This is a genomic window from Pseudomonas sp. YY-1 (assembly GCF_002843095.1).
In the GTDB taxonomy this organism is placed as follows: Bacteria; Pseudomonadota; Gammaproteobacteria; order Pseudomonadales; family Pseudomonadaceae; genus Aquipseudomonas; species Aquipseudomonas sediminis_A.
In genome coordinates this window covers 57,974-83,182 of record NZ_PJLX01000017.1, presented here as the reverse complement: position 1 = coordinate 83,182, position 25,209 = coordinate 57,974, and the positions used below count along the sequence as shown (strand labels likewise).

25 protein-coding genes are annotated in these 25,209 nt (G+C 63.6%); 16 read left to right on the top strand and 9 right to left on the bottom strand.

The genetic code is table 11. From position 1 onward, the window contains the following. Window positions 1-7: 7 nt before the first annotated feature. The 3 genes from CXP40_RS20650 to pyrF all read right to left on the bottom strand — a co-directional run bounded on the left by CXP40_RS20650 (window position 8) and on the right by pyrF (window position 2,705). Window positions 8-910: a bile acid:sodium symporter family protein gene (locus tag CXP40_RS20650; RefSeq protein WP_021489907.1), complete on the bottom strand. Its 903-nt coding sequence runs from the start codon at window positions 908-910 to the stop codon at window positions 8-10. Window positions 911-1,022: 112 nt separating this feature from the next. After that, window positions 1,023-1,784: an SDR family oxidoreductase gene (locus tag CXP40_RS20645; protein ID WP_106735256.1), complete on the bottom strand. Its 762-nt coding sequence runs from the start codon at window positions 1,782-1,784 to the stop codon at window positions 1,023-1,025. 219 nt (window positions 1,785-2,003) lie between these two features. After that, a complete protein-coding gene (pyrF, locus tag CXP40_RS20640; protein ID WP_106735255.1) occupies window positions 2,004-2,705 on the bottom strand; it encodes an orotidine-5'-phosphate decarboxylase in 702 nt (233 codons plus the stop codon). A 358-nt stretch (window positions 2,706-3,063) separates the two neighbouring features. Between pyrF and CXP40_RS20635 the strand changes: the two genes are divergently transcribed. From CXP40_RS20635 to CXP40_RS20620, 4 genes are all read left to right on the top strand, one after another. Next, window positions 3,064-4,458 (top strand): ethanolamine ammonia-lyase subunit EutB, encoded by a 1,395-nt coding sequence (locus tag CXP40_RS20635; RefSeq protein ID WP_106735254.1) that lies wholly within the window; start codon window positions 3,064-3,066, stop codon window positions 4,456-4,458. Continuing rightward, complete coding sequence (gene eutC / locus CXP40_RS20630; protein ID WP_106735253.1) at window positions 4,458-5,222, top strand: ethanolamine ammonia-lyase subunit EutC; 765 nt, start codon at window positions 4,458-4,460, stop codon at window positions 5,220-5,222. Before CXP40_RS20635 ends, eutC begins: the two co-directional genes overlap by 1 nt. 55 nt (window positions 5,223-5,277) lie before the next feature. Beyond that, on the top strand, window positions 5,278-5,451 hold the full coding sequence (locus tag CXP40_RS20625) for a DUF2897 family protein (RefSeq protein WP_099525466.1): 174 nt from the start codon (window positions 5,278-5,280) through the stop codon (window positions 5,449-5,451). Window positions 5,452-5,549: 98 nt separating this feature from the next. Continuing rightward, window positions 5,550-6,308 (top strand): CPBP family intramembrane glutamic endopeptidase, encoded by a 759-nt coding sequence (locus CXP40_RS20620; RefSeq protein WP_106735252.1) that lies wholly within the window; start codon window positions 5,550-5,552, stop codon window positions 6,306-6,308. Here the strand turns inward: CXP40_RS20620 and CXP40_RS20615 are convergent. The 3 genes from CXP40_RS20615 to CXP40_RS20605 form a co-directional block, all read right to left on the bottom strand. Then, complete coding sequence (locus CXP40_RS20615) at window positions 6,259-7,077, bottom strand: ABC transporter substrate-binding protein (RefSeq protein WP_106735251.1); 819 nt, start codon at window positions 7,075-7,077, stop codon at window positions 6,259-6,261. The two genes, CXP40_RS20620 and CXP40_RS20615, sit on opposite strands and share 50 nt — an antisense overlap. Window positions 7,078-7,152: 75 nt before the next feature. Next, on the bottom strand, window positions 7,153-7,935 hold the full coding sequence (locus CXP40_RS20610) for an ABC transporter substrate-binding protein (RefSeq protein WP_106735250.1): 783 nt from the start codon (window positions 7,933-7,935) through the stop codon (window positions 7,153-7,155). A gap of 95 nt (window positions 7,936-8,030) precedes the next feature. Then, on the bottom strand, window positions 8,031-8,654 hold the full coding sequence (locus CXP40_RS20605; protein WP_106735249.1) for a TetR/AcrR family transcriptional regulator: 624 nt from the start codon (window positions 8,652-8,654) through the stop codon (window positions 8,031-8,033). Between the two features lie 222 nt (window positions 8,655-8,876). On the opposite strand from CXP40_RS20605, the gene CXP40_RS20600 reads away from it, so the two are divergent. The 7 genes from CXP40_RS20600 (at window position 8,877) to CXP40_RS20570 (ending at window position 18,371) form a co-directional block, all read left to right on the top strand. Further along, window positions 8,877-10,682, top strand: a complete 1,806-nt coding sequence (locus CXP40_RS20600; RefSeq protein WP_106735248.1) for an acyclic terpene utilization AtuA family protein — start codon at window positions 8,877-8,879, stop codon at window positions 10,680-10,682. Between the two features lie 40 nt (window positions 10,683-10,722). Further along, window positions 10,723-11,592, top strand: a complete 870-nt coding sequence (locus tag CXP40_RS20595; RefSeq protein WP_106735247.1) for an SDR family oxidoreductase — start codon at window positions 10,723-10,725, stop codon at window positions 11,590-11,592. Between the two features lie 4 nt (window positions 11,593-11,596). Beyond that, entirely contained in the window at window positions 11,597-13,213 is a 1,617-nt protein-coding gene (atuC, locus tag CXP40_RS20590; RefSeq protein WP_106735246.1) for a geranyl-CoA carboxylase subunit beta, read from the top strand. A gap of 71 nt (window positions 13,214-13,284) precedes the next feature. After that, window positions 13,285-14,445: a citronellyl-CoA dehydrogenase gene (gene atuD / locus CXP40_RS20585; RefSeq protein WP_106735245.1), complete on the top strand. Its 1,161-nt coding sequence runs from the start codon at window positions 13,285-13,287 to the stop codon at window positions 14,443-14,445. A gap of 54 nt (window positions 14,446-14,499) precedes the next feature. Continuing rightward, complete coding sequence (gene atuE, locus CXP40_RS20580) at window positions 14,500-15,297, top strand: isohexenylglutaconyl-CoA hydratase (protein ID WP_106735244.1); 798 nt, start codon at window positions 14,500-14,502, stop codon at window positions 15,295-15,297. A gap of 172 nt (window positions 15,298-15,469) precedes the next feature. Beyond that, window positions 15,470-17,458: an acetyl/propionyl/methylcrotonyl-CoA carboxylase subunit alpha gene (locus CXP40_RS20575; protein ID WP_106735243.1), complete on the top strand. Its 1,989-nt coding sequence runs from the start codon at window positions 15,470-15,472 to the stop codon at window positions 17,456-17,458. Window positions 17,459-17,546: 88 nt separating this feature from the next. After that, window positions 17,547-18,371, top strand: a complete 825-nt coding sequence (locus tag CXP40_RS20570; RefSeq protein ID WP_106735242.1) for an NAD(P)-dependent oxidoreductase — start codon at window positions 17,547-17,549, stop codon at window positions 18,369-18,371. Window positions 18,372-18,489: 118 nt separating this feature from the next. Here CXP40_RS20570 and prmB read toward each other — a convergent pair whose 3' ends face one another. After that, complete coding sequence (gene prmB / locus CXP40_RS20565) at window positions 18,490-19,410, bottom strand: 50S ribosomal protein L3 N(5)-glutamine methyltransferase (RefSeq protein ID WP_106735241.1); 921 nt, start codon at window positions 19,408-19,410, stop codon at window positions 18,490-18,492. Window positions 19,411-19,488: 78 nt separating this feature from the next. Next, entirely contained in the window at window positions 19,489-19,617 is a 129-nt protein-coding gene (locus tag CXP40_RS24035) for a hypothetical protein (RefSeq protein ID WP_256579520.1), read from the bottom strand. 155 nt (window positions 19,618-19,772) lie between these two features. Here CXP40_RS24035 and CXP40_RS20560 point away from each other — a divergent pair, with 155 nt between their 5' ends. The 5 genes from CXP40_RS20560 (at window position 19,773) to CXP40_RS20540 (ending at window position 22,541) form a co-directional block, all read left to right on the top strand. Continuing rightward, window positions 19,773-20,369: a cysteine hydrolase family protein gene (locus tag CXP40_RS20560; RefSeq protein WP_099525453.1), complete on the top strand. Its 597-nt coding sequence runs from the start codon at window positions 19,773-19,775 to the stop codon at window positions 20,367-20,369. 81 nt (window positions 20,370-20,450) lie between these two features. Further along, window positions 20,451-20,771 (top strand): hypothetical protein, encoded by a 321-nt coding sequence (locus CXP40_RS20555; protein ID WP_099525452.1) that lies wholly within the window; start codon window positions 20,451-20,453, stop codon window positions 20,769-20,771. Between the two features lie 155 nt (window positions 20,772-20,926). After that, window positions 20,927-21,484: a Smr/MutS family protein gene (locus CXP40_RS20550; protein WP_106735240.1), complete on the top strand. Its 558-nt coding sequence runs from the start codon at window positions 20,927-20,929 to the stop codon at window positions 21,482-21,484. Window positions 21,485-21,561: 77 nt separating this feature from the next. Next, a complete protein-coding gene (folE, locus tag CXP40_RS20545) occupies window positions 21,562-22,107 on the top strand; it encodes a GTP cyclohydrolase I FolE (RefSeq protein ID WP_074680367.1) in 546 nt (181 codons plus the stop codon). Between the two features lie 65 nt (window positions 22,108-22,172). Next, the gene (locus CXP40_RS20540; RefSeq protein WP_099525450.1) at window positions 22,173-22,541 is read left to right on the top strand and encodes a glutaredoxin; all 369 of its coding nucleotides are present in this window, start codon (window positions 22,173-22,175) and stop codon (window positions 22,539-22,541) included. Window positions 22,542-22,761: 220 nt separating this feature from the next. Here CXP40_RS20540 and ligA read toward each other — a convergent pair whose 3' ends face one another. Beyond that, window positions 22,762-25,158: an NAD-dependent DNA ligase LigA gene (gene ligA / locus CXP40_RS20535; RefSeq protein WP_106735239.1), complete on the bottom strand. Its 2,397-nt coding sequence runs from the start codon at window positions 25,156-25,158 to the stop codon at window positions 22,762-22,764. Window positions 25,159-25,209: the final 51 nt, after the last annotated feature.

Here is a 25,209-nt window from a genome sequence, read left to right as displayed (position 1 = left end):
TTTAACGCTACGCCTTTTCCCCTTGCACCACTGGCTCGGCCAGCTCTGCGCCATGCACACGGTTGACCCACAAGCCGAACAGCGCCGCTGTGATGAACATGATCAGGCTGTAGATGGCTGCCGGAATGGCCATGGTCGGGTTGTTCAGCAGCGCCGGGCTTAGCGCCAGGGCGATGGCCAGGGTGCCGTTGTGGATGCCGATCTCCATGGCGATGGCGATGGCCTGACGCAGATTGAGCTTGAGCAGCCTGGGCACGCAGTAGCCCACCGCCATGCTCAGCAGGTTGAAGGCCAGCGCCGCGCCGCCCACCGCAGGCGCGTAATCGACGAAGGTGCGCCAGTCCTTGGCCACCGCCAGCAGGATGATCAGCAGCAGGAACAGCGCCGAGATGATCTTCACCGGCTTCTGCATGCGCTCGGCGAAGCCCGGAAAACGGCTGCGCAGCCACATGCCGATGGCCACCGGACCAAGGACGATTGCGAATACCTGCACCACCTTGGCGAACTGCAGCGGGATAGCCTGATCGGCCGACATGAAGTAGGCCAGCGACAGATTGACGATCAGCGGCATGGTCAGAATCGCGATCACCGAGTTGACCGCGGTGAGGGTGATATTCAACGCCACGTCGCCGTGAGCCAGATGACTGTAGAGATTGGCGGTGGTGCCACCCGGCGAGGCAGCCAACAGCATCAGGCCGACGGCCAGGGCCGGCGCCAGACCGAACAATTTGGCCAGGAAGAAGCACGCCAGCGGCAACAGCAGCAGCTGGCAAGCCAGGCCGATCAATACCGGTTTGGGGAATTTGGCCACGCGGGCGAAATCGGCCAGGCTCAGTGACAGACCAAGCCCGAGCATGATGATGCCCAGCGCAGCGGGAAGGAAAAACGTCAGCAAGGGATCGGCGGTCATTATTGTTATCGCTCCAGTTGAACCTGGCAGGATTGTGCTGAGTCAGGACCACTGCTGACAGTGGCCCTGCGAGCCAACCTTAGCCTGCTTGCAGACTACCGGGCTAGAGCCTTTATATTGCTGTGGCCCCGCCATCCACGGCCAATGCCTGACCAGTGGTGAATGCTGCGTGGTCGCTGCACAGATAGAGCACGGCAGCCGCGATCTCCTCGACCTTGCCGATGCGCCCGACCGGGTGCATGGCGGCGGCGAACTCCGCCTTCTTCGGATCCGCCTCATAGGCGCGGCGGAACATGTCGGTGTCGATCACCGCCGGGCAGACCGCGTTCACCCGCACCTTCTTCTTGGCGTACTCGATCGCCGCCGATTTGGTCAGGCCGATCACCGCATGCTTGGAGGCAGCGTAGATGCTCATCTTCGGCGCGGCCCCCAGGCCGGCGACCGAAGCGGTGTTGACGATGGCGCCGCCGCCCTGGGCCAGCAGCAAGGGGATCTGGTGCTTCATGCACAGCCACACACCCTTGACGTTGACGCCCATGATGGCGTCGAACTCGGCTTCGTTGCCGTCGGCCAGCTTGCCCTGTTCGATCTCGATACCGGCGTTGTTGAAGGCATAGTCCAGGCGGCCGTACTGCGCCACGGTGGCGTCCATCAGCGCCTTGACTTCGGCATCGCGGGTCACGTCGCAACGCACGAAGCAGGCCTCGCCGCCAGCCGCGCGAATCAGCTCGACAGTGCCCTCGCCACCGGCCACGTCGACATCGGACACCACCACCTTGAGCCCTTCGGCAGCGAAGGCCTGGGCGGTGGCACGGCCAATACCGGCTGCAGCACCGGTGACCAGGGCGACCTGGCCGGAAAACATCATGCTCATGTCTGCTTCCTCGCAGCGATTCTTGTTGAATTGGCGAGGAGTCTAGCCAGGCGACCGCGCGCAGAGCAGCACTATCAGGCTCTGGAGTGGCGGGTCATGCAGGGCGCTGATGGCGACGCCACCAGCGCGCTGCCGCGATCAGCGGATAGCCCGGATGTAATCCGGGACAGCTCGGACGGCATGCCAGAGCGCCCCGGATTTCATTCGGGGCTACAGGGCTCAGCCTTGCAGTTCGGCAACCACAGCCGCCAGCGCCTGCGCCGGATCGGCAGCCTGGCTGATCGGACGGCCGATCACCAGGTAATCGGAGCCGGCATCCAGCGCCTGGCGTGGAGTAAGGATGCGCTTTTGGTCATCGGCACTGCTGCCAGCAGGACGAATGCCCGGCGTGACCAGTTGCAGACGCGGCTGCGCGACCTTCAGCGCCTGCGCTTCCTGCGCCGAACAGACCAGACCATCGAGCCCGGCTTCAGCAGCCAGGCCGGCCAGGCGCAGTACCTGCTCCTGCGGCGGCACGTCCAGGCCGATGCCGGCCAGATCCTGCTGCTCCATGCTGGTCAGCACCGTCACGCCGATCAGCAGCGGCTTGGCGCCAGCGAGCTTGTCCAGTTCGTTACGGCAGGCCGCCATCATGCGCAGACCGCCGGAGCAATGCACATTGACCATCCACACACCCAGCTCCGCAGCAGCCTTGACCGCCATCGCCGTGGTGTTGGGGATATCGTGGAATTTCAGATCGAGGAACAGCTCGAAGCCCTTGGCCTGCAGCGCCTCGACCACTTGCGGACCACTGCGGGTGAACAGCTCCTTGCCGACCTTGACGCGGCACAGCGCCGGATCGAGCTGGTCGGCCAGCGCCAGAGCGGCATCACGGCTGGGAAAGTCGAGGGCGACGATGATCGGGGTTTGGCAGGCGGGCATGGGCGGGTCTCGAACAGGATAAAAACGCCGCGCATTGTAGCGCAAAGCATCCTGTCACTGGTCGCGGCTAAAGCCCCTCCCGCATGCAGAGCGGCAGCCCGAATAAAAATCGGTCTAGCGGCCATCCAGCTGCCAACCACCTTCTGCCATCGGAAATTCGGCATTCGAATTGCGGTTGCCATCATGTAACAGGCATCGCGCGACTGCGCGCCAGAGCGGTGCACCCACACTGCCACTGCACCTTTTTCATTCGTCCGATCCGACCGGCATCCAGGTACAGGCGGCGGATGGTCGGCGGTCAGGCCTCTGGCATGAGCACTGCACGGTGAGCACATCCTCTCTGCAACGGGTTGCAGCCATGCCTTATCAAACCACCATCGGCAGCCTGGTCTACCGCTTCGCCGACCTCAAGACGCTGCTGGCCAAGGCCAGCCCGGCGCGCTCCGGCGACTACCTGGCGGGGCTGGCTGCTGCTACCTACGAAGAACGCATGGCGGCCAAGCTGGCGCTAGCCGAGGTGCCGCTCAAGCGTTTCCTCGACGAGGCGCTGATTCCTTACGAAGATGACGAAGTCACCCGCCTGATCATCGACCGCCATGACGCCGCAGCCTTCGCCCCGATCAGCCACCTGACCGTGGGTGATCTGCGCGACTGGCTGCTACTGGAAAAGACCGACAGCGCGCGCCTGGCGGCCGTGGCCGCTGGACTGACACCAGAGATGGTCGCCGCGGTGAGCAAACTGATGCGCAATCAGGATCTGATCCTGGTAGCGCGCAAATGCCAGGTGATCACCCGTTTTCGCAATACCCTGGGCCTGCCCGGCCATCTGGCCGTGCGCCTGCAACCCAATCACCCTACCGACGACGTGCGCGGTATCGCTGCCAGCATGCTCGACGGTCTGCTCTATGGCTCCGGCGATGCCACGGTCGGTATCAACCCGGCCAGCGATTCGCTGCCAACACTGATGCGCCTGTGGCAGATGATGGACGAGGTGCGCCAGCACTTCGAAATTCCCATGCAGAGCTGCGTGCTGACCCACGTCACCACACAGATTCAGGCCATCGAGGCCGGCGCGCCGATAGACCTTGTATTCCAATCCATCGCCGGTACCGAGGCCACCAACGCCGGTTTCGGCGTGTCCCTGGCGATCCTGCGCGAGGCCCACGAGGCCGCACTGTCGCTGGGGCGCGGCACCCTGGGCGACAACGTCATGTATTTCGAAACCGGCCAGGGCAGCGCGCTGTCGGCCGGCGGCCACCATGGCGTCGACCAGCAGACCTGCGAGGTCCGCGCCTACGCCGTCGCTCGTGAATTCCGTCCACTGCTGGTCAATACCGTGGTCGGCTTCATCGGCCCTGAGTACCTCTACGACGGCAAGCAGATCATCCGCGCAGGCCTGGAGGATCACTTCTGCGCCAAGCTGCTCGGCCTGCCGATGGGCTGCGACGTCTGCTACACCAACCATGCCGAAGCTGATCAGGACGACATGGACAGTCTGCTTACCCTGCTCGGCACCGCCGGTATCAACTTCATCATGGGCATCCCGGGTGCCGACGACATCATGCTCAACTACCAGAGCACCTCGTTCCACGATGCGCTGTACCTGCGCAGCGTGCTGGGCCTGAAACGCGCGCCGGAGTTCGATGCCTGGCTGGCGCGCATGGCCATTACCGAACCGAGCGGCCGCCTGCGCGAGATCGGCCGTGGCCACCATATGCTCAAGCAACTGCCGCACATATCGGGAGCCGCGTGATGGCCAATGATCTGATTCAGCAAAATCCCTGGGACGAACTTCGCGCGCATACCTCGGCACGCATAGCACTCGGCCGCGTCGGCTGCAGCCTGCCTACCCGCGAGGTGCTCAAGTTCGGCCTGGCCCATGCCCAGGCACGCGATGCGGTGCATCGTCCGCTGGACTTCAGCGAACTCAAGCACCAGCTGCATGCGGCGGGCTTTCGCACCTTGAAAGTACGCAGCAACGCCGAAGACCGGCAGACCTACCTGCTGCGCCCCGATCACGGCCGCCACTTGCACGGCGACTGCCAGGTGCAACTGCAGCACGAACTGCCCGCGCCTGAAATCGCCATCGTCCTCGCCGACGGGTTATCGGCCGTTGCCGTCCAGCGCCATGCCCTGCCGCTGTTGCAAGCCCTGCGCGATCGCTTCGATACCGACTGGGCCAACACCCCGGTGGTGCTGGCCGAACAGGGGCGCGTGGCGATTGGCGACGGCATCGGTGAAGCCCTGCGCGCACGTCTGGTGATCGTCATGATCGGTGAGCGCCCGGGGCTCACCTCGCCGGACAGCCTCGGCCTGTACCTGACCTACGCACCGCGCGTGGGCTGCCTGGACAGCGCCCGTAACTGTATCTCCAATGTGCGACCTGAAGGCCTGCCCTACGAACTGGCAGCACACAAGCTCGACTACCTGGCGCGTCAGGCATTGCGCCTGCAACTGAGCGGCGTGAAGCTCAAGGACGACAGCAGCATGCAGGCAGTCGCAGTACAGGCAGACTGACAAGTCTCGGCCCGCGGGTTATGGTGACGACTCTAGTCCTTTGTAAGGAGTCATCATGCCTTGGTACGTCTGGCTGCTACTGGTCCTGGTGTTCGGCTCGGTGATTGGTAGCCTGCTGGTGCTGCGCAGCAGCGCCAAAAAGATGCGCCTAAGCGAAGACCAGCTCGAACGCATGCGTAAACGCGCCGTCGAGCAAGAGGCCAAGGACGCACGCGAGCGTCAACGCTAAGCGCCCCCACTCTCCGCGCCCTCGCAGCGCAAGAAGCCAAAGCCGAGGTAGTTTTTCTACTGCCTGCTAGACTGCGCGCCTTCTCAGGAGAAGGTGCCATGCCCCTGCATCTGCGCTTGCTGTTCCCCGCTCTTACCCTCGCTCTGGGCGCTGGCCTGGGCTTCATCGAGCCCGTCGGCCTGCTGTTGGGCAGCGTGTTCGTTATCGTCTTGCTGGCCGGACAACCGCGCCTGCCAAACTGGCTATGGCTGCCTTTGATCCTGCTCGGTGGGGTCGCCCTGGCGGCGCATCTCATACCCGGTTTCCGCCCCTGGCAGTTGTGGCAACCACGCCTCCTCAGCCCGGACGCCGCGCCCTACGCGCTGCGCTTGTCCTGGGACAAACTGCTGCTGGGAACCGCCCTGCTCGCCTGGTGGCTTGGGCAACCGCGCAGCCCCGAGAACTCGCTGAAAAATGCCTGGCTGGCGTGCATCGCCACCTTGCTGCTGGTGCCGCTACTGGCCATGGCGCTGGGCCTGGTCGCCTGGCAACCCAAATGGCCGCAGGGCCTGCTGCTGTGGCTGGCGGTCAATCTCGGCGTAGCGGTGCTGGCGGAAGAGTTGCTCTTTCGCGGTCTGCTGCAAAACGCCTTGATCAAGCGTCTGGGCATATGGCCTGGTTTGCTGTTGACGGCGGGTCTTTTCGGCGCAGCCCACCTGCCCTTCAGCGCGCTATTTGCCGTGGTGGCGACCTGCGCTGGGCTGGGTTATGGGCTGGCCTTTCACTACAGCGGTCGCATTAGCCTGGCCATTGCCCTGCACGCAGCAGTCAATCTGCTGCATCTAATGCTGTTGAGCTATCCGCTACGACTGGCATGACAGCTATACGGTAAGGCGAAAAGATGCGCTGCAATTCGCCTTTTACCCGTAGCTGCTCGAGCAAGGCGGCGAAGCGTTCAGGGCTTATCGGGGCGCCGGGACGGATCATCGCGTGATGACGATAGACCTGATCGACCCCCTCCGAGATCAGCAGCTGGCGCGCATGCTCGCGATTACGCTCAACGAAGTCGTAAAGGTTGGAGCGGGTCACCAACGCGACATCCGCACGCCCGCGCACCACCATCAGCAGGTTGCTGTCGTGAGAGTGGCCGAGATTGGCATTGAAGGTACGGGTAAGAAACTCCGGGTCACTGTTGAACTGGGCAAAGCCGTAGTGATAACCGCGGTAGAGCGCCAGACGTTTGCCTTCGAGCTGCTCGAAGTACTCCTGGCCGCGCCGCTCTTCCACTCTGGCGACGAATAACTCGGCGTCTTCCAGCCCCATGTCTACGGCCTCGGCGTCGATGTCCTGCCAACCCCACTGCGGGTTCTCGAAAATCGCCATGTCGATACGCCCTCGTTGCAGGTCGCTAAAGCGACGCACGATGGCCGTGGGCAGCATGGTGAAATGGTATTCGGCCTGTTCTTGATTGAGCGCATCGAGCAGTTGCGGCAATAAGCCGCTCGACTCTTGCAGGTTGGATTTGATGACGTACGGAGGGAAGTGCGCACCGCCGACCTTGACGACCTCGGCAGCGTAGAGAGAACTGGCAAACAATAGACCCAAGGCAGCCCAACACTCATGAACCCAGCGCCGCGAATGCCGCATGTCGAATCCCCAAAAAATCCTTCTTCTAGTGTGGTGCAGCCTACTCCAGTCTATCCTGACCGACTAGATGGATTTTCACTGCGCAGACACTTTGCCGCCTAATGTCAGGCGATACCGTCCAAATAGCTTTGATAGCTCGCCATTGGCTTGTAACTGACCGAGCAATTCCGCCACTTCAGCGGGGCTCAGAGCCCCCTTCGGCCGCAACAGAACCTGATGGTGATAGAGCTGGTCCAGGCGCTCGGATACCAGAAGCTCAGGCAGTATTTCCGGGTGTCGGGCCAGAAACGAATCCAGGTATGAACGCGTCACCACTGCGATGTCGGCTCGTCGCGCCAGCAACATGCGCACGTTGCTGTCGTGGGAGTAGGTCAGCACCGCGTTGAAGGTGCGCGCAAGATAGTCAGGGTCGGCATCGAATCCGGCAAAGCCGTAGTGATAGCCGTTATAGAGCGCCATGCGCTTGTCGCTAAGGTCCTCGAAATACTCCTGGCCACGCCCCGGCTCAGCCGCAGCGACATAAACTTCCGCATCATCGATATCCAACCCCAAGGCCAGGTATGAAGTGCCCTGCCACCCCCAACGGCTGGACTCGAAAAACATCAGATCGAAGCGGCCGCTCTCCAGGTCGCGGTAACGGCGGGTTGCCGAGGTCGGCACCAGAACGAAGTGATACCGCTGCTGCGCCGCGTTGAGCGCTTGCAGCAACTCGGGTACCAGACCTTGCGGGTGCTGCGAGTCGGGTTTATCCAGGTAAGGCGGGAAGTGATAGCCGCCGACACGCACCTCCTCGACCGCAACCGCGACAGGTACATGCAGCAACAGGCAGGACAGCAGGCAAAAGGCTAATGCGCGCAAACTCGACCTCTCGTCACGGATCGCAACGCGGGAAGACCGCTGCGCCCGTGTTCGAGCCGAAAACCGGCGGGTGCTCCTAGCCTAGCCGAAATCGCTCAGGCGTCCTTACATACCAATGACAGCGCTTCTTCGGCCAGTTGATCCAGGCTCATCGGCCCCTGCGAGCGGAACCAGGTGTTGGTCCAGCTCAGCGCTCCCGTGAGAAAACGCCGTTGAATGAAAGGATCACCTTTGAAATAACCGGCATCGCGCGCCTCGCCCAGCACCGCCAGCCAGATCTGCTCGTAGGTATCACGCAAGGCCAGCACCTGCGCCTGGCCATCGTCCGACAGCGAACGCCATTCGTATACCAGCACGGCCATGGCCTCGCCGGTACCGCCCATGATCGATTGCAACTCGCAGCGGATCAGCGCCAGCAAGCGCTCGCGCGTGCCTTGCGCCTCTGCCAGCGCGGAGCGCATCAGTGCAGTGTTGTAGACGATGGTTTCCTCCATCACCGAGCGCAGAATTTCGTCCTTGCTCTTGAAGTGGTGAAAGATGCTGCCGGACTGAATGCCGATGGCGGCGGCCAGATCACGCACCGTGGTGCGCTCGTAACCCTTGCTGCGGAACAGGTGGGCAGCCATCTGCAGCAGCTTGCCGCGGGCGCTCTCCGGATCGGTCACCTGGCCGCTATCGACCAGCTCCTGCATCACGGCCTGGGCTCTGTGTTCGTCCACGCTGACTTCTCCCCTGATTGCCCTGCTCGGCGATTGTTCTGATTAATTCTTCATGCTGCCGGCAAGTGCTTGTCTTGCTTGATGAAATGTATGCGGCGCCAGCTGACCAAGCAAGCGCTTGGGCGCATTTTTAGCCGAATTTTCGTCTTTCGCCACTTTTCAACCAAGCGCTTGCTTGGTAGTGTGGGCTCACCTTCTCAAATGTGTGACGGGCCAATTCCAATGACCAAAACCGTACGCATCGGCTGCGCCTCCGCTTTCTGGGGCGACACCTCCACCGCTGCCGCTCAACTGGTTCGCGGCGCCGAACTGGATTATCTGGTGTTCGACTACCTGGCCGAGATCACCATGTCGATCATGGCCGGCGCGCGCATGAAGAAGCCGGATGACGGCTACGCCCGTGACTTCGTCGAAGTACTCACGCCGCTGCTCGGCGAACTGGCAGCGAAGAAAACCCGCGTCATCAGTAATGCCGGCGGAGTCAATCCGATGGCCTGCGCTGCGGCCCTGAGCGCCGCCTGCGAGCAGGCCGGGGTGAACCTGAAGATCGCCGTGCTGCAAGGCGACAACCTGCAACCCAAGCTCGGCGAACTGGTCAAGGCCGGCACTCGCGAGATGTTCACCGGCGCCCCACTGCCGCCGTTCTGCGTCTCGGTCAATGCCTACCTGGGCGCACCGGGCATCGTCGCCGCTCTGGAACAGGGCGCCGACATCGTCATCACTGGCCGCGTGGTCGACAGCGCGGTGGTCAGCGCCGCCCTGGTGCACGAGTTCGGCTGGGCCTGGAGCGACTACGACAAGCTGGCCCAGGCCGCACTGGCCGGGCACATCATCGAGTGCGGCGCGCAGTGCACCGGCGGCAACTTCACCGACTGGCGCGACGTGCCGGACTACGAGCACATCGGTTTCCCCATCGTCGAAGTCGAGGACGATGGCCGTTTCGTCGTGACCAAGCCGGATGGTTCCGGCGGCTTGGTCACGCCTTTTACCGTTGGCGAACAGATGCTCTACGAGATCGGCGATCCGCGCGCTTATCTGCTGCCGGACGTGATCTGCGACTTCACCCAGGTCGAGCTGAGCCAGGTCGGCGACAACCGCGTGCAGCTGCAGGGCGCACGCGGCCTGCCGCCCACCGACCAATACAAGGTCAGCGCCACGCACCCGGACGGTTTCCGCTGCACCGCCAGCTTCCTGCTGGCCGGAATCGATGCCGTGGCCAAGGCCGAACGGGTCAGCGAGGCGATCATCAACAAGACCCAAGAGATGTTCGCCGAGCGCGGCTGGGGGCGTTATCAGGAAGTCAGCGTCGAGCTGCTCGGCAGCGAAGCCACCTATGGCGCCCATGCCCATCGCACGTACAGCCGCGAAGTGGTGGTGAAGATCGCCGCACGACATGCCAAGAAGGAAGCCTTGATCCTCTTCTCCCGCGAGATCGCCCAGGCTGCCACCGGCATGGCGCCGGGCCTGACCGGCATCGTCGGTGGCCGCCCCACCGTCTACCCGGTGATCCGCCTGTTCAGCTTCCTGGTGGACAAGAGTGCCTGCGCCCTGAGCGTCGAAATCGACGGCGAACGCCAGCCGGTCGCCCTGCCGCAGATCGATGCCTTCGACCCCGCCCAGCTTCGAGCACCGGCCGCTCTGCCCGTACCAATGGGTGAAGCCGACTCCGCCGTCCCCCTGATCCGCCTGGCCGTGGCCCGCTCCGGCGATAAGGGCAACCACAGCAACATCGGCGTGATGGCCAGAAAGCCCGAATACCTGGCGTGGATAGCCGCTGCGCTGACGCCCGAAGCCGTGGCCAACTGGATGGCACATACCCTGGACGCCGAACAGGGCCGCGTCAGCCGCTGGTATCTGCCGGGCAGCCACAGCCTCAACTTCCTGCTCGAGAACGCGCTGGGCGGTGGCGGCGTCGCCAGCCTGCGCATCGACCCGCAGGGCAAGGCCTTCGCCCAGCAACTGCTGGAATTCCCGGTGCCGGTGCCCAAGGCGTTGGCCGACAGCCTGAACACTGCAACCGTCTCGTAGCGCGCAACGCGCACCGCAATCACTCAGGACAACAAGAACAATGAGCTACGACTCCGTATTCAAACCTGGCCTGTTCAATGAACAGACCATTCTGGTCACCGGTGGTGGCAGCGGCATCGGTCGCTGCGTGGCCCACGAGCTGGCCCATCTGGGCGCTCATGTGGTGCTGGTCGGGCGCAAGCAGGAAAAGCTGGAGAAGACCTGCGCCGAGATCACCGAGGACGGTGGCAGCGCCAGCTTCCAAGTCTGCGACATCCGCGACGAAGAAGCCGTGAAGGCCATGATCGGCGCGGTGATCAAGGAACGCGGGCGCATCCACCAGCTTGTGAACAACGCCGGCGGCCAGTTCCCCGCGCCGCTGATCGGCATCAATCAGAAAGGCTTCGAGACCGTAGTGCGCACCAATCTGGTGGGCGGCTTTCTGGTGGCCAAGGAAGTCTTCCTGCAAAGCATGAGCAAGCACGGTGGCAGCATCGTCAACATGCTCGCCGACATGTGGGGCGGCATGCCCGGCATGGGCCACTCGGGCGCGGCGCGGGCCGGCATGGAGAACTTCACCAAGACCGCCGCCTACGAGTGGGGCCACGCTGGCGTGCGGGTCAACGCCGTGGCGCCGGGCTGGATCGCCTCCAGCGGCATGGACACCTACCCCGAGTCGATGAAGAACATGATCCGCAACCTCAAGGATCACGTGCCGCTGCAGCGCATCGGCACCGAGTCCGAGGTCGCCGCGGCCATCGTCTTCCTGCTCAGCCCCGGCGCCAACTTCATCAGCGGCAACACCATCCGTATCGATGGCGCCGCCAGCCAGGGCACCCGCGCCTGGACGCTGGGCAAGGCGAAAAACAGCGAGTCCTACAACGGTTTCCACCGGGCCTACGTGCCCGACGTACTGAAAGATCAGGAGTAAGGCGATGCCCGTGATCCAATCGGAAATCGATGTCCATGGCGAAGCCTTCGCGCAAAATCGCGACGCCATGCTGACAGCCATCGCGACCTTCCGCGACGTCGAGCAGAAGGTGCTCGACAAGGCCCAGGAAGCCAAGGCCAAGTTCGAGAAGCGCGGCCAATTGCTGCCGCGCGAACGCATCAACCTGCTGCTCGATGCCGGCGCGCCCTTTCTCGAACTGTCCTCGCTGGCCGGCTACAAGCTGCACGACGACAAGGACGGCAGCCAGGCCGGTGGCGGCCTGATCGCCGGTATCGGCTATATCGCCGGCGTGCGTTGCCTGGTGATCGCCAACAACAGCGCGATCAAGGGCGGCACCATCTCCCCCACGGGCCTGAAGAAATCCCTGCGCCTGCAGCAGATCGCCTTCGAGAACAAACTGCCGGTGGTGACCCTGGCCGAGAGCGGCGGCGCCAACCTCAACTACGCCGCCGACATCTTCGTCGAAGGCGCGCGCGGCTTCGCCAACCAGGCGCGCATGTCGGCCATGGGCCTGCCGCAGATCACCGTGGTGCACGGCTCCAGCACCGCCGGCGGGGCCTACCAGCCCGGCCTGTCGGACTACGTGGTGGTGGTACGCGGCAAGGCCAAGATGTTCCTCGCCGGCCCGCCTCTGCTGAAAGCCGCCACCGGCGAGATCGCCACCGACGAGCAACTCGGCGGCGCCGAGATGCACGCCCAGGTCGCCGGCACCGCCGAGTACCTGGCCGAGAACGACGCCGACGGCGTGCGCCTGGCGCGCGAGATCCTTGGCATGCTGCCCTGGAACCAGCAGTTGCCGGCGCGTCCGGCAAAAAGCTGGCGTGAGCCGCTTTACCCGGCCGAGGAACTGCTCGGCCTGGTGCCGGCCGACGCCAAGAAGCCCTACGACGTACGCGAGATCATTGCACGCATCGCCGATGGCTCGGAGTTTCTCGACTTCAAGAACGAGTTCGACAGCCAGACCGTCTGCGGCCACCTGCAGATCGAAGGCCAGGCCTGCGGCTTCATCGGCAACAACGGCCCGATCACCCCGCAGGGCGCGGCCAAGGCGGCGCAGTTCATCCAGCTTTGCGAGCAGAGCAACACGCCGATCCTGTTCTTCCACAACACCACCGGCTTCATGGTCGGAACGGAATCGGAACAAAACGGCGTGATCAAGCACGGCTCGAAGATGATTCAGGCCGTGGCCAACGCCACGGTGCCCAAGCTCACCATCGTGGTAGGTGGCTCCTACGGCGCCGGCAACTACGCCATGTGCGGCCGCGGCCTCGACCCACGTTTCATCTTCGCCTGGCCCAACAGCAAGACCGCCGTGATGGGCGGCGCCCAGGCCGGCAAGGTGCTGCGCATCGTCACCGAGGACAAGCACGTCAAGGAAGGCAAGGAAGCCGATCCGAAGATGCTCGACATGCTCGAACAAGTCACTGCGCAGAAGCTCGACAGCCAGTCCACCGCCCTCTATGGCACCGCCAGCCTGTGGGACGACGGCCTGATCGACCCGCGCGATACGCGCAAGCTGCTGGGCTTCTTGCTGGACATCTGCGCCGAAGCCAACCTGCGACCGTTGAAGAAGAACAGCTTCGGAGTCGCGAGATTCTGACCGTAGGGTGCGCCATGCGCACCAACCAAGATCGCGGTGCGCACAGCGCACTCTACTGGAGAACAACAACAATGATCTTCACTCAAGAGCACGAAGAACTCCGCCGTACCGTCCGCAACTTTGTCGACAAGGAAATCAACCCGCACGTCGATGAGTGGGAAAAGGAAGGCCGCTTCCCCATCCATGACATTTTCAAGAAGGCCGGCGAGCTGGGCCTGCTGGGCATCTCCAAGCCGGAAAAATTCGGCGGCATGGGCCTGGACTACAGCTACTCCATCGTCGCCGCCGAAGAGTTCGGCACCATCCATTGCGGCGGCATCCCGATGTCCATCGGCGTGCAGACCGACATGTGCACCCCGGCCCTGGCACGCTTCGGCTCCGATGAGCTGCGCGAAGAGTTCCTGCGTCCGGCCATCACCGGCGAGATGGTCGGCTGCATCGGCGTCTCCGAAGTCGGCGCCGGCTCAGACGTGGCGGGCCTGAAGACCACCGCCCGCAAAGACGGCGACGACTATGTGATCAACGGCAGCAAGATGTGGATCACCAACTCGCCGTCGGCCGACTTCATTTGCCTGCTGGCCAATACCAGTGACGACAAGCCGCACGTCAACAAGTCGCTGATCGTGGTGCCGATGAAGACGCCCGGCATCACCGTCAGTCCGCACCTGGACAAGCTCGGTATGCGCAGTTCCGAGACCGCCCAGGTGTTCTTCGACAACGTGCGTGTGCCGCAGCGCTATCGCATCGGCCACGAAGGCGCCGGATTCATGATGCAGATGCTGCAGTTCCAGGAAGAGCGCCTGTTCGGCGCGGCCAACATGATCAAGGGTCTGGAACACTGCGTCGACACCACCATCGACTACTGCAAGCAGCGCCACACCTTCGGCCAACCACTGATCGACAACCAGGTCATCCACTTCCGTATGGCCGAGCTGCAGACCGAGATCGAGTGCCTGCGCGCGCTGGTCTACCAGGCCACCGAGCAGTACGTGAAAGGCCGCGACGTGACCAAGCTGGCGTCGATGGCCAAGCTCAAAGCCGGCCGTCTGGGCCGCGAAGTGTCCGACAGCTGCCTGCAGTACTGGGGCGGCATGGGCTTCATGTGGGACAACCCGGTGTCGCGCGCCTACCGCGACGTGCGCCTGGTCAGCATCGGCGGCGGCGCCGACGAAATCATGCTCGGCATCATCTGCAAGCTGATGGGCATCCTGCCAGGGAAAAAGAAAGGCTGACCTGCCACTCATCCCGTGCGGCGGGTTTCACCCGCCCTACACCGAGGCTATGCGATGAACGATCTGCCCCACTGCGAAACCCTGCTGCTGAACTCCGTTGGTGGCGTGCTGCACGTCACCCTCAACCGACCGGACAGCCGCAATGCCATGAGCCTGGCCATGGTCAGCGAACTGCGCGCCACCCTGGAAGCCGTGCGCCATGATCCGAACGTGCGTGCACTCGTTCTGCGCGGTGCCGCTGGCCACTTCTGCGCCGGCGGCGATATCAAGGACATGGCTGGCGCCCGCGCCAGAGGTGGCGATGCTTACCGCGAATTGAACCGCGCCTTCGGTGCGCTGCTGGAAGAGGCCCAGGCCGCACCGCAGGTACTGGTTGCCGTGCTGGAAGGCGCCGTGCTGGGCGGCGGCTTCGGCCTGGCCTGCGTGTCCGATGTGGCCATCACCGCCAGCGGCGCCAAGTTCGGCCTGCCGGAAACCACGCTGGGCATCCTCCCGGCGCAGATCGCTCCCTTCGTCGTGCACCGCATCGGCCTGACCCAGGCCCGCCGCCTGGCCCTGACCGCCGCCCGCTTCGACGGTGCCGAGGCCCTGCGACTGGGTCTGGTGCACTACTGCGAGGAAGATGAAGCTGCCCTGCAACAGCGCCTGGACGAAACCCTGGAGCAGATTCGCCAATGTGCGCCACAGGCCAATGCCCAGACCAAGGCCCTGCTGCTGGCCAGCGAACACGAAGCACTCGGCCCACTGCTCGACCGCGCTGCCGAACAGTTCGCGGCCGCTGTGACCGGCGCCGAGGGTGTCGAGGGCACCATGGCTTTCGTGCAGAAGCGCAAGCCGAAGTGGGCGCAGTAACCACACAAGCAACTGTAGGAGCGAGCTTGCTCGCGATCAGCTCGAACCAGGATCGCCAGCAAGCTGGCTCCTACAACAAAATCGACAGACCGTAGCCCGGATGCAATCCGGGAACGCTCGCCAAAATGATTCCCCGGATTGCATCCGGGCTACGCACAGCAGGAGCACAAAGATGCCCGCATTCAACAAGATCCTGATCGCCAACCGCGGCGAGATCGCCTGCCGGGTGATGCGCACCGCCATCGAACTCGGCTATCGCACCGTGGCGGTGTACTCCGAGGCCGATGCCGATGCCCGCCACGTGCAGATCGCCGACGAAGCCGTGTGCATCGGCCCGGCCCAGGTCAACCAGTCCTACCTGCGCATCGACGCCATCATCGAAGCCGCGCGCAAGACCGGCGCCGACGCCATCCACCCTGGCTATGGCTTCCTCTCCGAGAACGCCGATTTCGCCCGCGCCTGCGAAGCAGCCGGCATCGTCTTTATCGGCCCGACCGTGGAAGCCATCCACCTGATGGGCAGCAAGCGCCTGTCCAAGATCGCCATGCTCGAAACCGGCGTGCCCTGCATTCCCGGCTTTGAGGGCGCCGCCCAGGATGATGACACCTTGGCCAGCGAAGCCGAACGCATCGGCTACCCTCTGATGATCAAGGCCAGCGCCGGTGGCGGCGGTCGCGGCATGCGCCTGGCGCACGAATCAGCCGAACTGCTGGGTCAAATCCGCACCGCCCGCTCGGAGGCACAGAACGCCTTCGGCTCCGGCGAGCTGATTCTCGAACGCGCGGTGATCCGCCCACGCCACGTGGAAATCCAGGTCTTCGGCGACCAGCACGGCAATATCGTCTATCTCGGCGAGCGCGACTGCTCGGTGCAACGCCGCCACCAAAAGGTGGTCGAGGAAGCACCCTGCCCGGTGATGACGCCGGAGTTGCGCAAGGCCATGGGCGAGGCGGCGGTGAAGGCGGCGGCTTCGGTCAACTACGTCGGCGCCGGCACCGTGGAATTTCTGCTCGACGCCAGCGGCGAATTCTTCTTTCTGGAAATGAACACCCGCCTGCAGGTCGAGCACCCGGTGACCGAGCTGATCACCGGGCAGGACCTGGTGGCCTGGCAGATTCGCGTTGCCGAGGGCCTGCCCCTGCCGCTGCAGCAGGACGAAATCCGCCTCACCGGCCACGCCATGGAAGTGCGCCTGTACGCCGAAGACTCGGCCGCCGGCTTCCTGCCGCAAACCGGCCAGGTGCTGCGCTGGGAGCCCGAGCTGCTAGCCGGTGTGCGCATCGACCACGGCCTGGTCGAGGGCCAGGCCGTCACCCCCTTCTACGACCCGATGCTGGCCAAGGTCATCGCCTACGGCGAAACCCGCGACGAGGCCCGGCGCAAGCTGGTGCGCGCCGTCGAGCAGTGCGTGCTGCTTGGCGTCAACGGTAACCAGCGCTTCCTCGCCAACCTGCTCAAGAACCCGGAGTTCGCTGCCGGCAATGCCACCACGGCGTTCATTGCCGAGCATTTCGCGGATGACCCCAGCCTGCACCCGCACACCGCCAGCCTCGCCGAGTTGGCCATGGCCGCCGCACTGCTCTACCAGGTCTCGGCCGACGCCCGTGCGCATCAGCCCGGCCTGTCCGGCTGGCGCAGCGCCGGCAGTGCGCCCTGGCGTTTCGTCCTCAAGCAGGGCGAGCACAAGCACGCTGTGGAGCTGGACGTACTCGCCAGCGGTACGCAAGCGCACCTTTGCGTGCGTCGGGGCGAGGAACAGCTGTCCCTGCGCCTGCTGGCCAGCGACGGTCGCTGGCTGACCCTGGAACTGGACGGCGTACGCCGCCGCCAGGCTTACCACATCGAAGGTGAGCACCTGTGGCTGTACGGTGAGCACGGCAACCTGGAACTGGTTGATGTCACCCATGAACCGGCCGGCGGCCAGAACGCCGCCAGCAGCGGCGCGGTGAAGGCACCGATGGATGGCGCCATCGTCGACGTACTGGTCATCGAGGGCGCCAGCGTCAGCAAGGGGCAGCTGCTGGTGGTGCTGGAAGCGATGAAGATGGAGCACCCGCTCAAGGCTGGCGTCGACGGCATCGTTCGCCGCGTTGGCGTGAGCCAGGGCGACCAGGTGAAGAATCGCCAGTTGCTGGTGGAAATCGAAGCTGTAGGGGCCTGAAATATCGCTGTGGGAGGGGCTTTAGCCGCGACGGAAACTCACAATTAGAGTCCCTCCTCCCTCATAACAACAATACCGGAGCACGCCCATGTCACTTTCCGGCAAGACCCTGTTCATCACTGGCGCCAGCCGTGGCATCGGCCGCGAGATCGCCCTCAAGGCCGCCGCCGATGGCGCCAACATCGTCATTGCGGCCAAGAGCGCCGAGCCGCACCCAAAACTCGAAGGCACCATCTTCAGCGTCGCCGCCGAGGTCGAAGCCGCTGGCGGCAAGGCGCTGGCGCTGCAGCTGGACGTGCGCGACGAACAGGCCGTGGCGGCGGCCATGGCCCAGGCCGCCGAGCATTTCGGCGGCATCGACGCCCTGGTTAACAACGCCGGGGCGATCAAGCTGGTGGGCGTGGAGAAACTCGAACCCAAGCGTTTCGACCTGATGTACCAGATCAACACCCGCGCGGTGATGGTCTGCAGCCAGGCGGCCCTGCCCTATCTCAAGCAAAGCGCGGGCGGGCACATCATCAACCTCTCGCCGCCACTCAACCTAGACGCTAAATGGTTCGCCCAACACGGCCCCTACACCGTCACCAAGTACGGCATGAGCATGCTCACCCTGGGCATGAGTGAGGAGTTCAAGAAGTACGGCATCAGCGTCAACTCGCTGTGGCCGAAGACTATGATCGCCACCGCCGCCATCGAGTTCGAGCTGGGCAGCCGCGACGCCTTCAAGCGCGCGCGCACCCCGGCGATCATGGCCGACGCGGCCCACGCGATCCTGGCCAGCCAGGGCCGCAGCATCACCGGGCGCCTGCTGATCGACGAGGACATCCTGCGCGAACAGGGCGTCAGCGACTTCGAGCAGTACCGCTTCGATTCCGCCGGCGGCAGCCTGGTGCCGGATCTGTTTGTCGATTGAGACCGCTGGATACACTTCGCTCCCCTCTCCCGTTCATGGGAGGGGGCTGGGGAGAGGGAATACCATTTCGACTTCGTAGCCCCGATCCGTAGGGTGCGCCGTCGTGCGCACCGGGGTATCAGCTCTCGATACGCGAACGAAACAATTCCTGATGCTCACGACACTGCTTGGCCGCCAGCAGGAACACGCCGTGCCCGCCACGCTGGAAGTCCAGCCAGGTAAAGTCCACTTCCGGGTATAGCGCTTCGACATGTACCTGGCTGTTGCCCACCTCGACGATCAGCACACCACGCTCGGTGAGGTGGTCGGCCGCCTCAGCCAGCATGCGCCGTACCAGATCCAGACCGTCAGCGCCGCAGGCCAGGCCCATTTCCGGCTCGTGCTGGTATTCGGCAGGCATGTCGGCGAAATCTTCGGCGTCGACATAAGGCGGGTTGGAGACAATCAGGTCGAAACGCTGCCCTGGCAACCCGGCGAAGCCATCACCCTGCACGCAGTAGACGCGATCCTCCAGGCCGTGGCGCTCGATGTTGAGGTTGGCCACCTCAAGCGCGTCGAACGACAGATCGCCCAGCACCACTTCCGCTTCGGGGAATTCGTAGGCACAGGCGATACCGATGCAGCCGGAGCCGGTACACAAGTCGAGAATGCGCGCTGGTTCGGTCGGCAGCCAGGGGGCGAAATGACGGTCGATCAGCTCGGCAATCGGCGAACGCGGCACCAGCACACGCTCATCGACGACGAAGGGCAAACCGCAGAACCAGGCTTCACCGAGTAGATAGGCGGTGGGCACACGCTCTTCGATGCGGCGCTTGAGCAATGCCTGCAGGTGGGCATGCTCGTCGTCTTCCAGGCGGCAATCGAGGTAGGCGTCGGAGATTTCCCAGGGCAAGTGCACTGCGCCAAGCACCAGCTGGCGCGCCTCGTCCCAGGCATTGTCGGTGCCGTGGCCGAAAAATAGTTGCTCGGCCTGAAAACGGCTGACGGCCCAGCGGATGTAATCACGCAGGGTGCGTAAACGGGTAGTGAGAGCAGTCACGGGCGGCCTCCGGGTGAAAAGTGCGGAAGTTTAGCCCAGTGCGGGTGGCCAGCGCATGAATGGCGGGTTAACGAATGCTCATAACCGTTCGCGCTTCTTGCGCAGCGCATCGTCATCAGGACGGCGTAGCTCGCGCAGAACGGCGATGGCCACAGCGATGGAGAACAACAGCCAGAAATGCGGTGAATATTGCGACAAAAGTGACATGGCAACTCCTTTTGCGTACGACCCTGAGTCCTTCAGGGCAGTTCCGATTCTGCGCCGGCAAAATGCTCCGAGCAAGCCTTGGCGCAGATAGAGGTTCACAGAGCGCTCTGGCAAGCGGACAATGGCACATTATCACCATCAGCCAGGAGCCCGAGATGTCCCATCCGCAAACCATGTTCCAGCTCACCGGTCGTGGCCACGCGCCGGCCAGCCTGAACAATGCGACCCTGCTGATCATCGACGCTCAGGAAGAATACCGCAGCGGCGTGCTGGCGCTGCCAGGCCTGGACCCTGCACTGGCCGAGATCGCCAACCTGCTGGCAGCGGCGCGCAGCGCCGGTGCCGACATCGTTCACGTCAAGCACCTCGGCATTCCCGGCGGTCTGCTCGACCCCAGCGGTCCGCGCGGTCGTCACCTGCCGGAAGCAGCCCCGCTGGCTGGGGAGATCGTCGTTGAAAAACGCCTGCCCAACGCCTTTGCCGGTACCGAGCTGCATGATCGCCTGCAGGCACTCGGTCACCTGGACCTGATCGTCTGCGGCTTCATGACCCACTCCAGCGTCAGCACCACCGTTCGCGCCGCCAAGGACTATGGCTACCGCTGCACTCTGGTCGACGCTGCCTGCGCTACCCGCGACCTGCCCGCACCAGATGGCAGCGTGATTGCCGCTGCCGAAGTGCACCGCATCGAGATGATCGCCTTGGGCGATAACTTCGCCACCCTGGTGCCGCACGCCAAGTCGCTGGTGTGAAAGCGGTAGCAGTCTTGCCAGTGCAGCGGAACCTGAGTGCGACCAGCCGGTCATACCGCCGATAAACCAAAGGAAATCGGAATGAAGCTGTCCGACGATTTCGATGCACGCCGCCTGCGCCCGCGCCAGCCGAGAAACTGGCGCCTGCGTATCGGAGCCGGCCTGGGCGCCCTGCTCGCCGCCTTCGGTATTCTCCTGGCGATGGCCGGCGTCGCCTCGCTGGCGGGTCGCGCGCCAGTGCTGGGCGCGCTCAACGACTCTACCGGCGAGGCCATCGTCCTGCTGCTGTTTGGTCTGTTCCTGTTGTGGGCCGGAATCGCCTTCTGGCGTCGCTGCCGCAGGCGTCTGCGTCGCCCCAGCGATTTGAGCCTGTCGCCATCGCTGATGAAAAAGCGCGACTGACCACCCGAAGACAGCCCCCAACAACTTTAGGAGCTGGCTTGCCAGCGATGCTTTTCGCTGATCGCGCCTGACAATCCTGCACCTACAAATTCGTCTTTCTACGCTTACACCGCTGGCATTTAGGTAAAATGCCAGCCTGTTTCGTGGAGCCACCGATGCAAGACGACGATTTTTCCCTGTTCCAGGCCGAGCTGCGCGGCGTCAAGCCGCTCAAGCACGACCGCGCTGATACCGGCAAACCCAAAGCTGACCGTAAACAGTTCAACACCCTGCGCCAGGCTGCGACCATCAGCCAGGGCGAGATCAAGGTGGATGGCCTGTCTGATCAGTTCGTCATCGACGTGGGCGCCGAAGACCCGTTGTACTGGGCTGGTAACGGCGTGCAGGACGGCCAGATGCGCAAGCTCAAGCTGGGCCAGATCCCCTTCGACGGCAGCCTCGACCTGCACGGTATGAGCGTCGAGAAGGCGCGTGACACACTGTGGGAGTTTCTTGCCGAAGCCACCAAGCTGGAGATCCGCTGCGTGCGCGTCACCCACGGCAAGGCGGTGCGCATGGACGGGCGCAAGCCGATGATCAAGAGCCACGTGAACACCTGGCTACGCCAGCACCCGCAAGTACTGGGCTTCAGCTCCTGCGTCGCCAAACACGGCGGTACTGGCGCGGTGTACATCATCCTCAAGCGCACCATGATGGATGGTCGCGACGAGTAATCAGAGAACCTGGCACTCTTGCCAGGCCCCTGTCGGCGCCCTACCCTGCGCCCATTCGATACCCAACAGGATTTTCCATGTCCCTGGAACAACAGTACACCGCGATCCTTGGCCAACTTGGCGAGGATGTCTCTCGCGAAGGCCTGCTGGACACGCCCAAGCGCGCCGCCAAGGCCATGCAGTACCTATGCCGTGGCTACCAGCAGACGCTGGAAGAAGTCACCAATGGCGCGCTGTTCAGCTCCGACAACAGCGAGATGGTGCTGGTGAAGAACATCGAGCTGTACTCACTGTGCGAGCATCACTTGCTGCCGTTCATCGGCAAGGCTCACGTCGCCTACATTCCCAACGGCAAAGTGCTGGGCCTGTCCAAGGTGGCGCGCATCGTCGACATGTACGCCCGCCGCTTGCAGATCCAGGAAAACCTCAGCCGACAGATCGCTGAAGCGGTCGAGCAGGTCACCGGAGCCCTCGGTGTGGCGGTGGTCATCGAAGCGCAGCACATGTGCATGATGATGCGCGGCGTGGAGAAGCAGAATTCCTCCATGGTCACCTCGGTGATGCTCGGCGAGTTCCGCAGCAACCCGGCGACTCGCGGCGAATTCCTCAATCTGGTTCGTTGAGCCAAGCCCCAGACAGCGGCCGCTCACTTCGGTGAACGGCCGCCGGCATTTCAGGAGTTAGAAACATGTTGCTCAAAGCCCTTCGTATCGGCCTGGGCCAGCTCGTCGTGTTCGTCGACTGGATCAGCCGCCCGCGCAAGCTCAAGCGTAGCCCCGAAGCGCAAGCCGAGGTCGAGCGCGCCACGGCCAACCTGGCGCTCTACCAGTTCCACGCCTGCCCGTTCTGCGTCAAGGTACGCCGCAATATGCACCGCCTGAACCTGCCGGTGCAGTTGCGCGACGCCAAGAACGATGCTGAACATCGTCAGGCGCTGGAGCAGCACGGCGGTCGCATCAAGGTGCCGTGCCTGCGCATCGAGGAAAACGGCCAGAGCACCTGGCTGTACGAGTCCAAGGCGATCATCGCCTATCTGGATCAGCGCTTCGCTGGTTGAGCCAAGCTTTCCGTAGGAGCCGGCTTGCCGGCGATGCTTCTGAGTAAAGGATCGCCGGCAAGCCGGTTCCTACAGGTTCAGAATTCGGCACCTGAACTTCGTCCAGGCCTGCTGGCTATCGAGCGATCCGGCACTGGTTTTCGCGGCTGAAGCCGCTCCCACAAGATCGGCGTATCTTTGCCTGTTTCTGTAGGAGCGAGCTCTGCTCGCGAACAGCTCCCTAGAGGTCGATGCCGTAGGTCTTGAGTTGGTCGAGGAACTGCGCTTCGTCCAGTACCTTCACGCCCAATTCGCTGGCCTTGGCCAGCTTAGAGCCGGCACCTGGCCCGGCCACCACGCAATGGGTCTTGGCCGATACCGAACCAGCCACCTTGGCGCCAAGGCTCTCCAGTTTTTCCTTGGCCACGTCGCGGCTCATCACTTCCAGGGTGCCGGTGAGCACCCAGGTCTGGCCGGCCAGGGGCAGGCCTTCAGCGACTTTCTTCTCGCTTTCCCAGTGCATGCCGAAATCGCGCAGTTGCTGCTCGATGGCGCGGGCAAGAACCTGATTATCTGGATTAGCAAAGAATGCTCGCAAAGACTGCTTGGCCTTCTCGTTCACCCCTGACAAGGTGTTCAACTTCAGCCATTGCCCGTCGGCATCCTTGTCGATCAGCCTCGCTACCTCGATCAGTGCATCTAAGGTTTTGAAGCGCTCCGCCAACTTCTGAGCCGCTCCGGGGCCGACACCTGGAATATTCAGCTTGTCGAGCATGCCCCCAAGGGTGGCGACGGCCGAAAACTCGGCGCTCAGTTCTCCCTCTTCCCGCAGTTCGAGGCCGCATTCGCCCAATAAGGCGCTGATCACCTGCTGGTTGTGCGCGTCCTCGAAGAAGCTGTGGATCTCGTGCGCGACTTCCAGACCAATGTCCGGCAAGTAGGTCAGCACCTGTGGCAGCGCCTTGCGCACGCGCTCCAACGAAGCCAGGGAGCGCGCCAGCACCTTGGCGGTTTCCTCGCCTACATCGGGAATACCCAGGGCGTATATAAAGCGCGCCAGGGTCGGCCGCTTGCTGTCACTGATGGCCGCCAGCAACTTGTTGCTGGACACCTCGGCGAAGCCTTCCAGGCCGATGATCTGCTCGAAGCTCAGTTTGTACAGGTCGGCTGGCGACGCGATCAGCTTCTCGTCCACCAGTTGCTCGATAGTCTTGTCGCCGAGGCCTTCGATATCCATGGCGCGGCGCGAGACGAAGTGGATGATCGCCTGCTTGAGCTGCGCCTGGCAGCTCAGGCGACCGACGCAGCGATACACCGAGCCTTCGCTGAGCGACTCCTTACCCTTGCTGCGCTTGACCAGTTGTGTGCGCTCTACGGCTGAACCGCACACCGGGCATTGCTCGGGGATATGCACCGGGCGCGCATTATCCGGGCGACGCTCGGGCACCACCGCCATCACCTGCGGGATCACGTCGCCAGCACGGCGGATGATCACCGTGTCGCCGATCATCACGCCCAGGCGCGCCACTTCATCCATGTTGTGCAGCGTGGCGTTGGCCACCATCACGCCGGCCACCTTGACCGGATTCAGACGCGCAACCGGCGTCACCGCACCGGTACGCCCGACCTGAAACTCCACGTCCAGCAGCTCGGTCAGTTCTTCCTGCGCCGGGAACTTGTGGGCGATGGCCCAGTGCGGCGTACGCGCACGGAAACCCAGTTGCTGCTGGTCTTCGATGTTATTGACCTTGAACACCACGCCATCGATGTCATAGGCCAGGCTCATGCGTCGCTCACCAATATCGCGGTAGTAATCCAGGCAGGCCTCGACGCCCTCCGCCAGCTTCAGTTCGCGGCTGATGGGTACGCCCCAGGCCTTGAGCTGCTGCAACATGGCCACCTGGGTCCCCGGCAGTTCGCCGCTGACCTGGCCGACGCCGTAGCAGCAGAACTCCAGTGGGCGGCTGGCGGTAATTTTCGGGTCGAGCTGACGCAGGCTGCCGGCAGCGGCGTTGCGTGGGTTGGCGAAAGTCTTGCCACCGCTCTCGGCCTGCCGCGCATTGAGTTCCTCGAAGCCGGACTTGGGCATGAACACTTCGCCACGTACTTCCAGCACCTGCGGCCAGCCCTCGCCCTGCAGCTTGAGCGGCACGTTGCGGATGGTGCGTACGTTGCTGGTGATGTCCTCGCCGGTGCTGCCGTCGCCGCGCGTGGCGCCGCGCACCAACTGGCCGTTCTCGTAGCGCAGGCTGACGGCCAGGCCATCGAGCTTGGGTTCGCAGCTGTACTCGATCTCGGCACCACCGCCGAACAGATCGCCGCCCTGTACGCCAAGGCCGTTCTGCACGCTGCGGTCGAAGGCGCGCAGGTCGTCTTCTTCAAAGGCGTTGCCGAGGCTGAGCATCGGCACTTCATGGCGCACCTCGCCAAAGGCGCTGAGCGCCTCACCGCCGACGCGCTGGGTCGGCGACTCCGGTGTCACCAGCTCCGGGTGCTTAGCCTCCAGCGCTTGCAGTTCGCGGAACAGGCGGTCGTACTCGGCGTCGGGTACGCTCGGCTCGTCCAGCACGTAGTAACGGTAGTTGTGCGCGTCCAGTTCGTTGCGCAGTTCGGAAATACGTTGGGCGGCGTCGGTCATGCTCGGTCTCTCAAACGAAAAGAGCAGCCTCGGCTGCTCTTTTGCAATGCA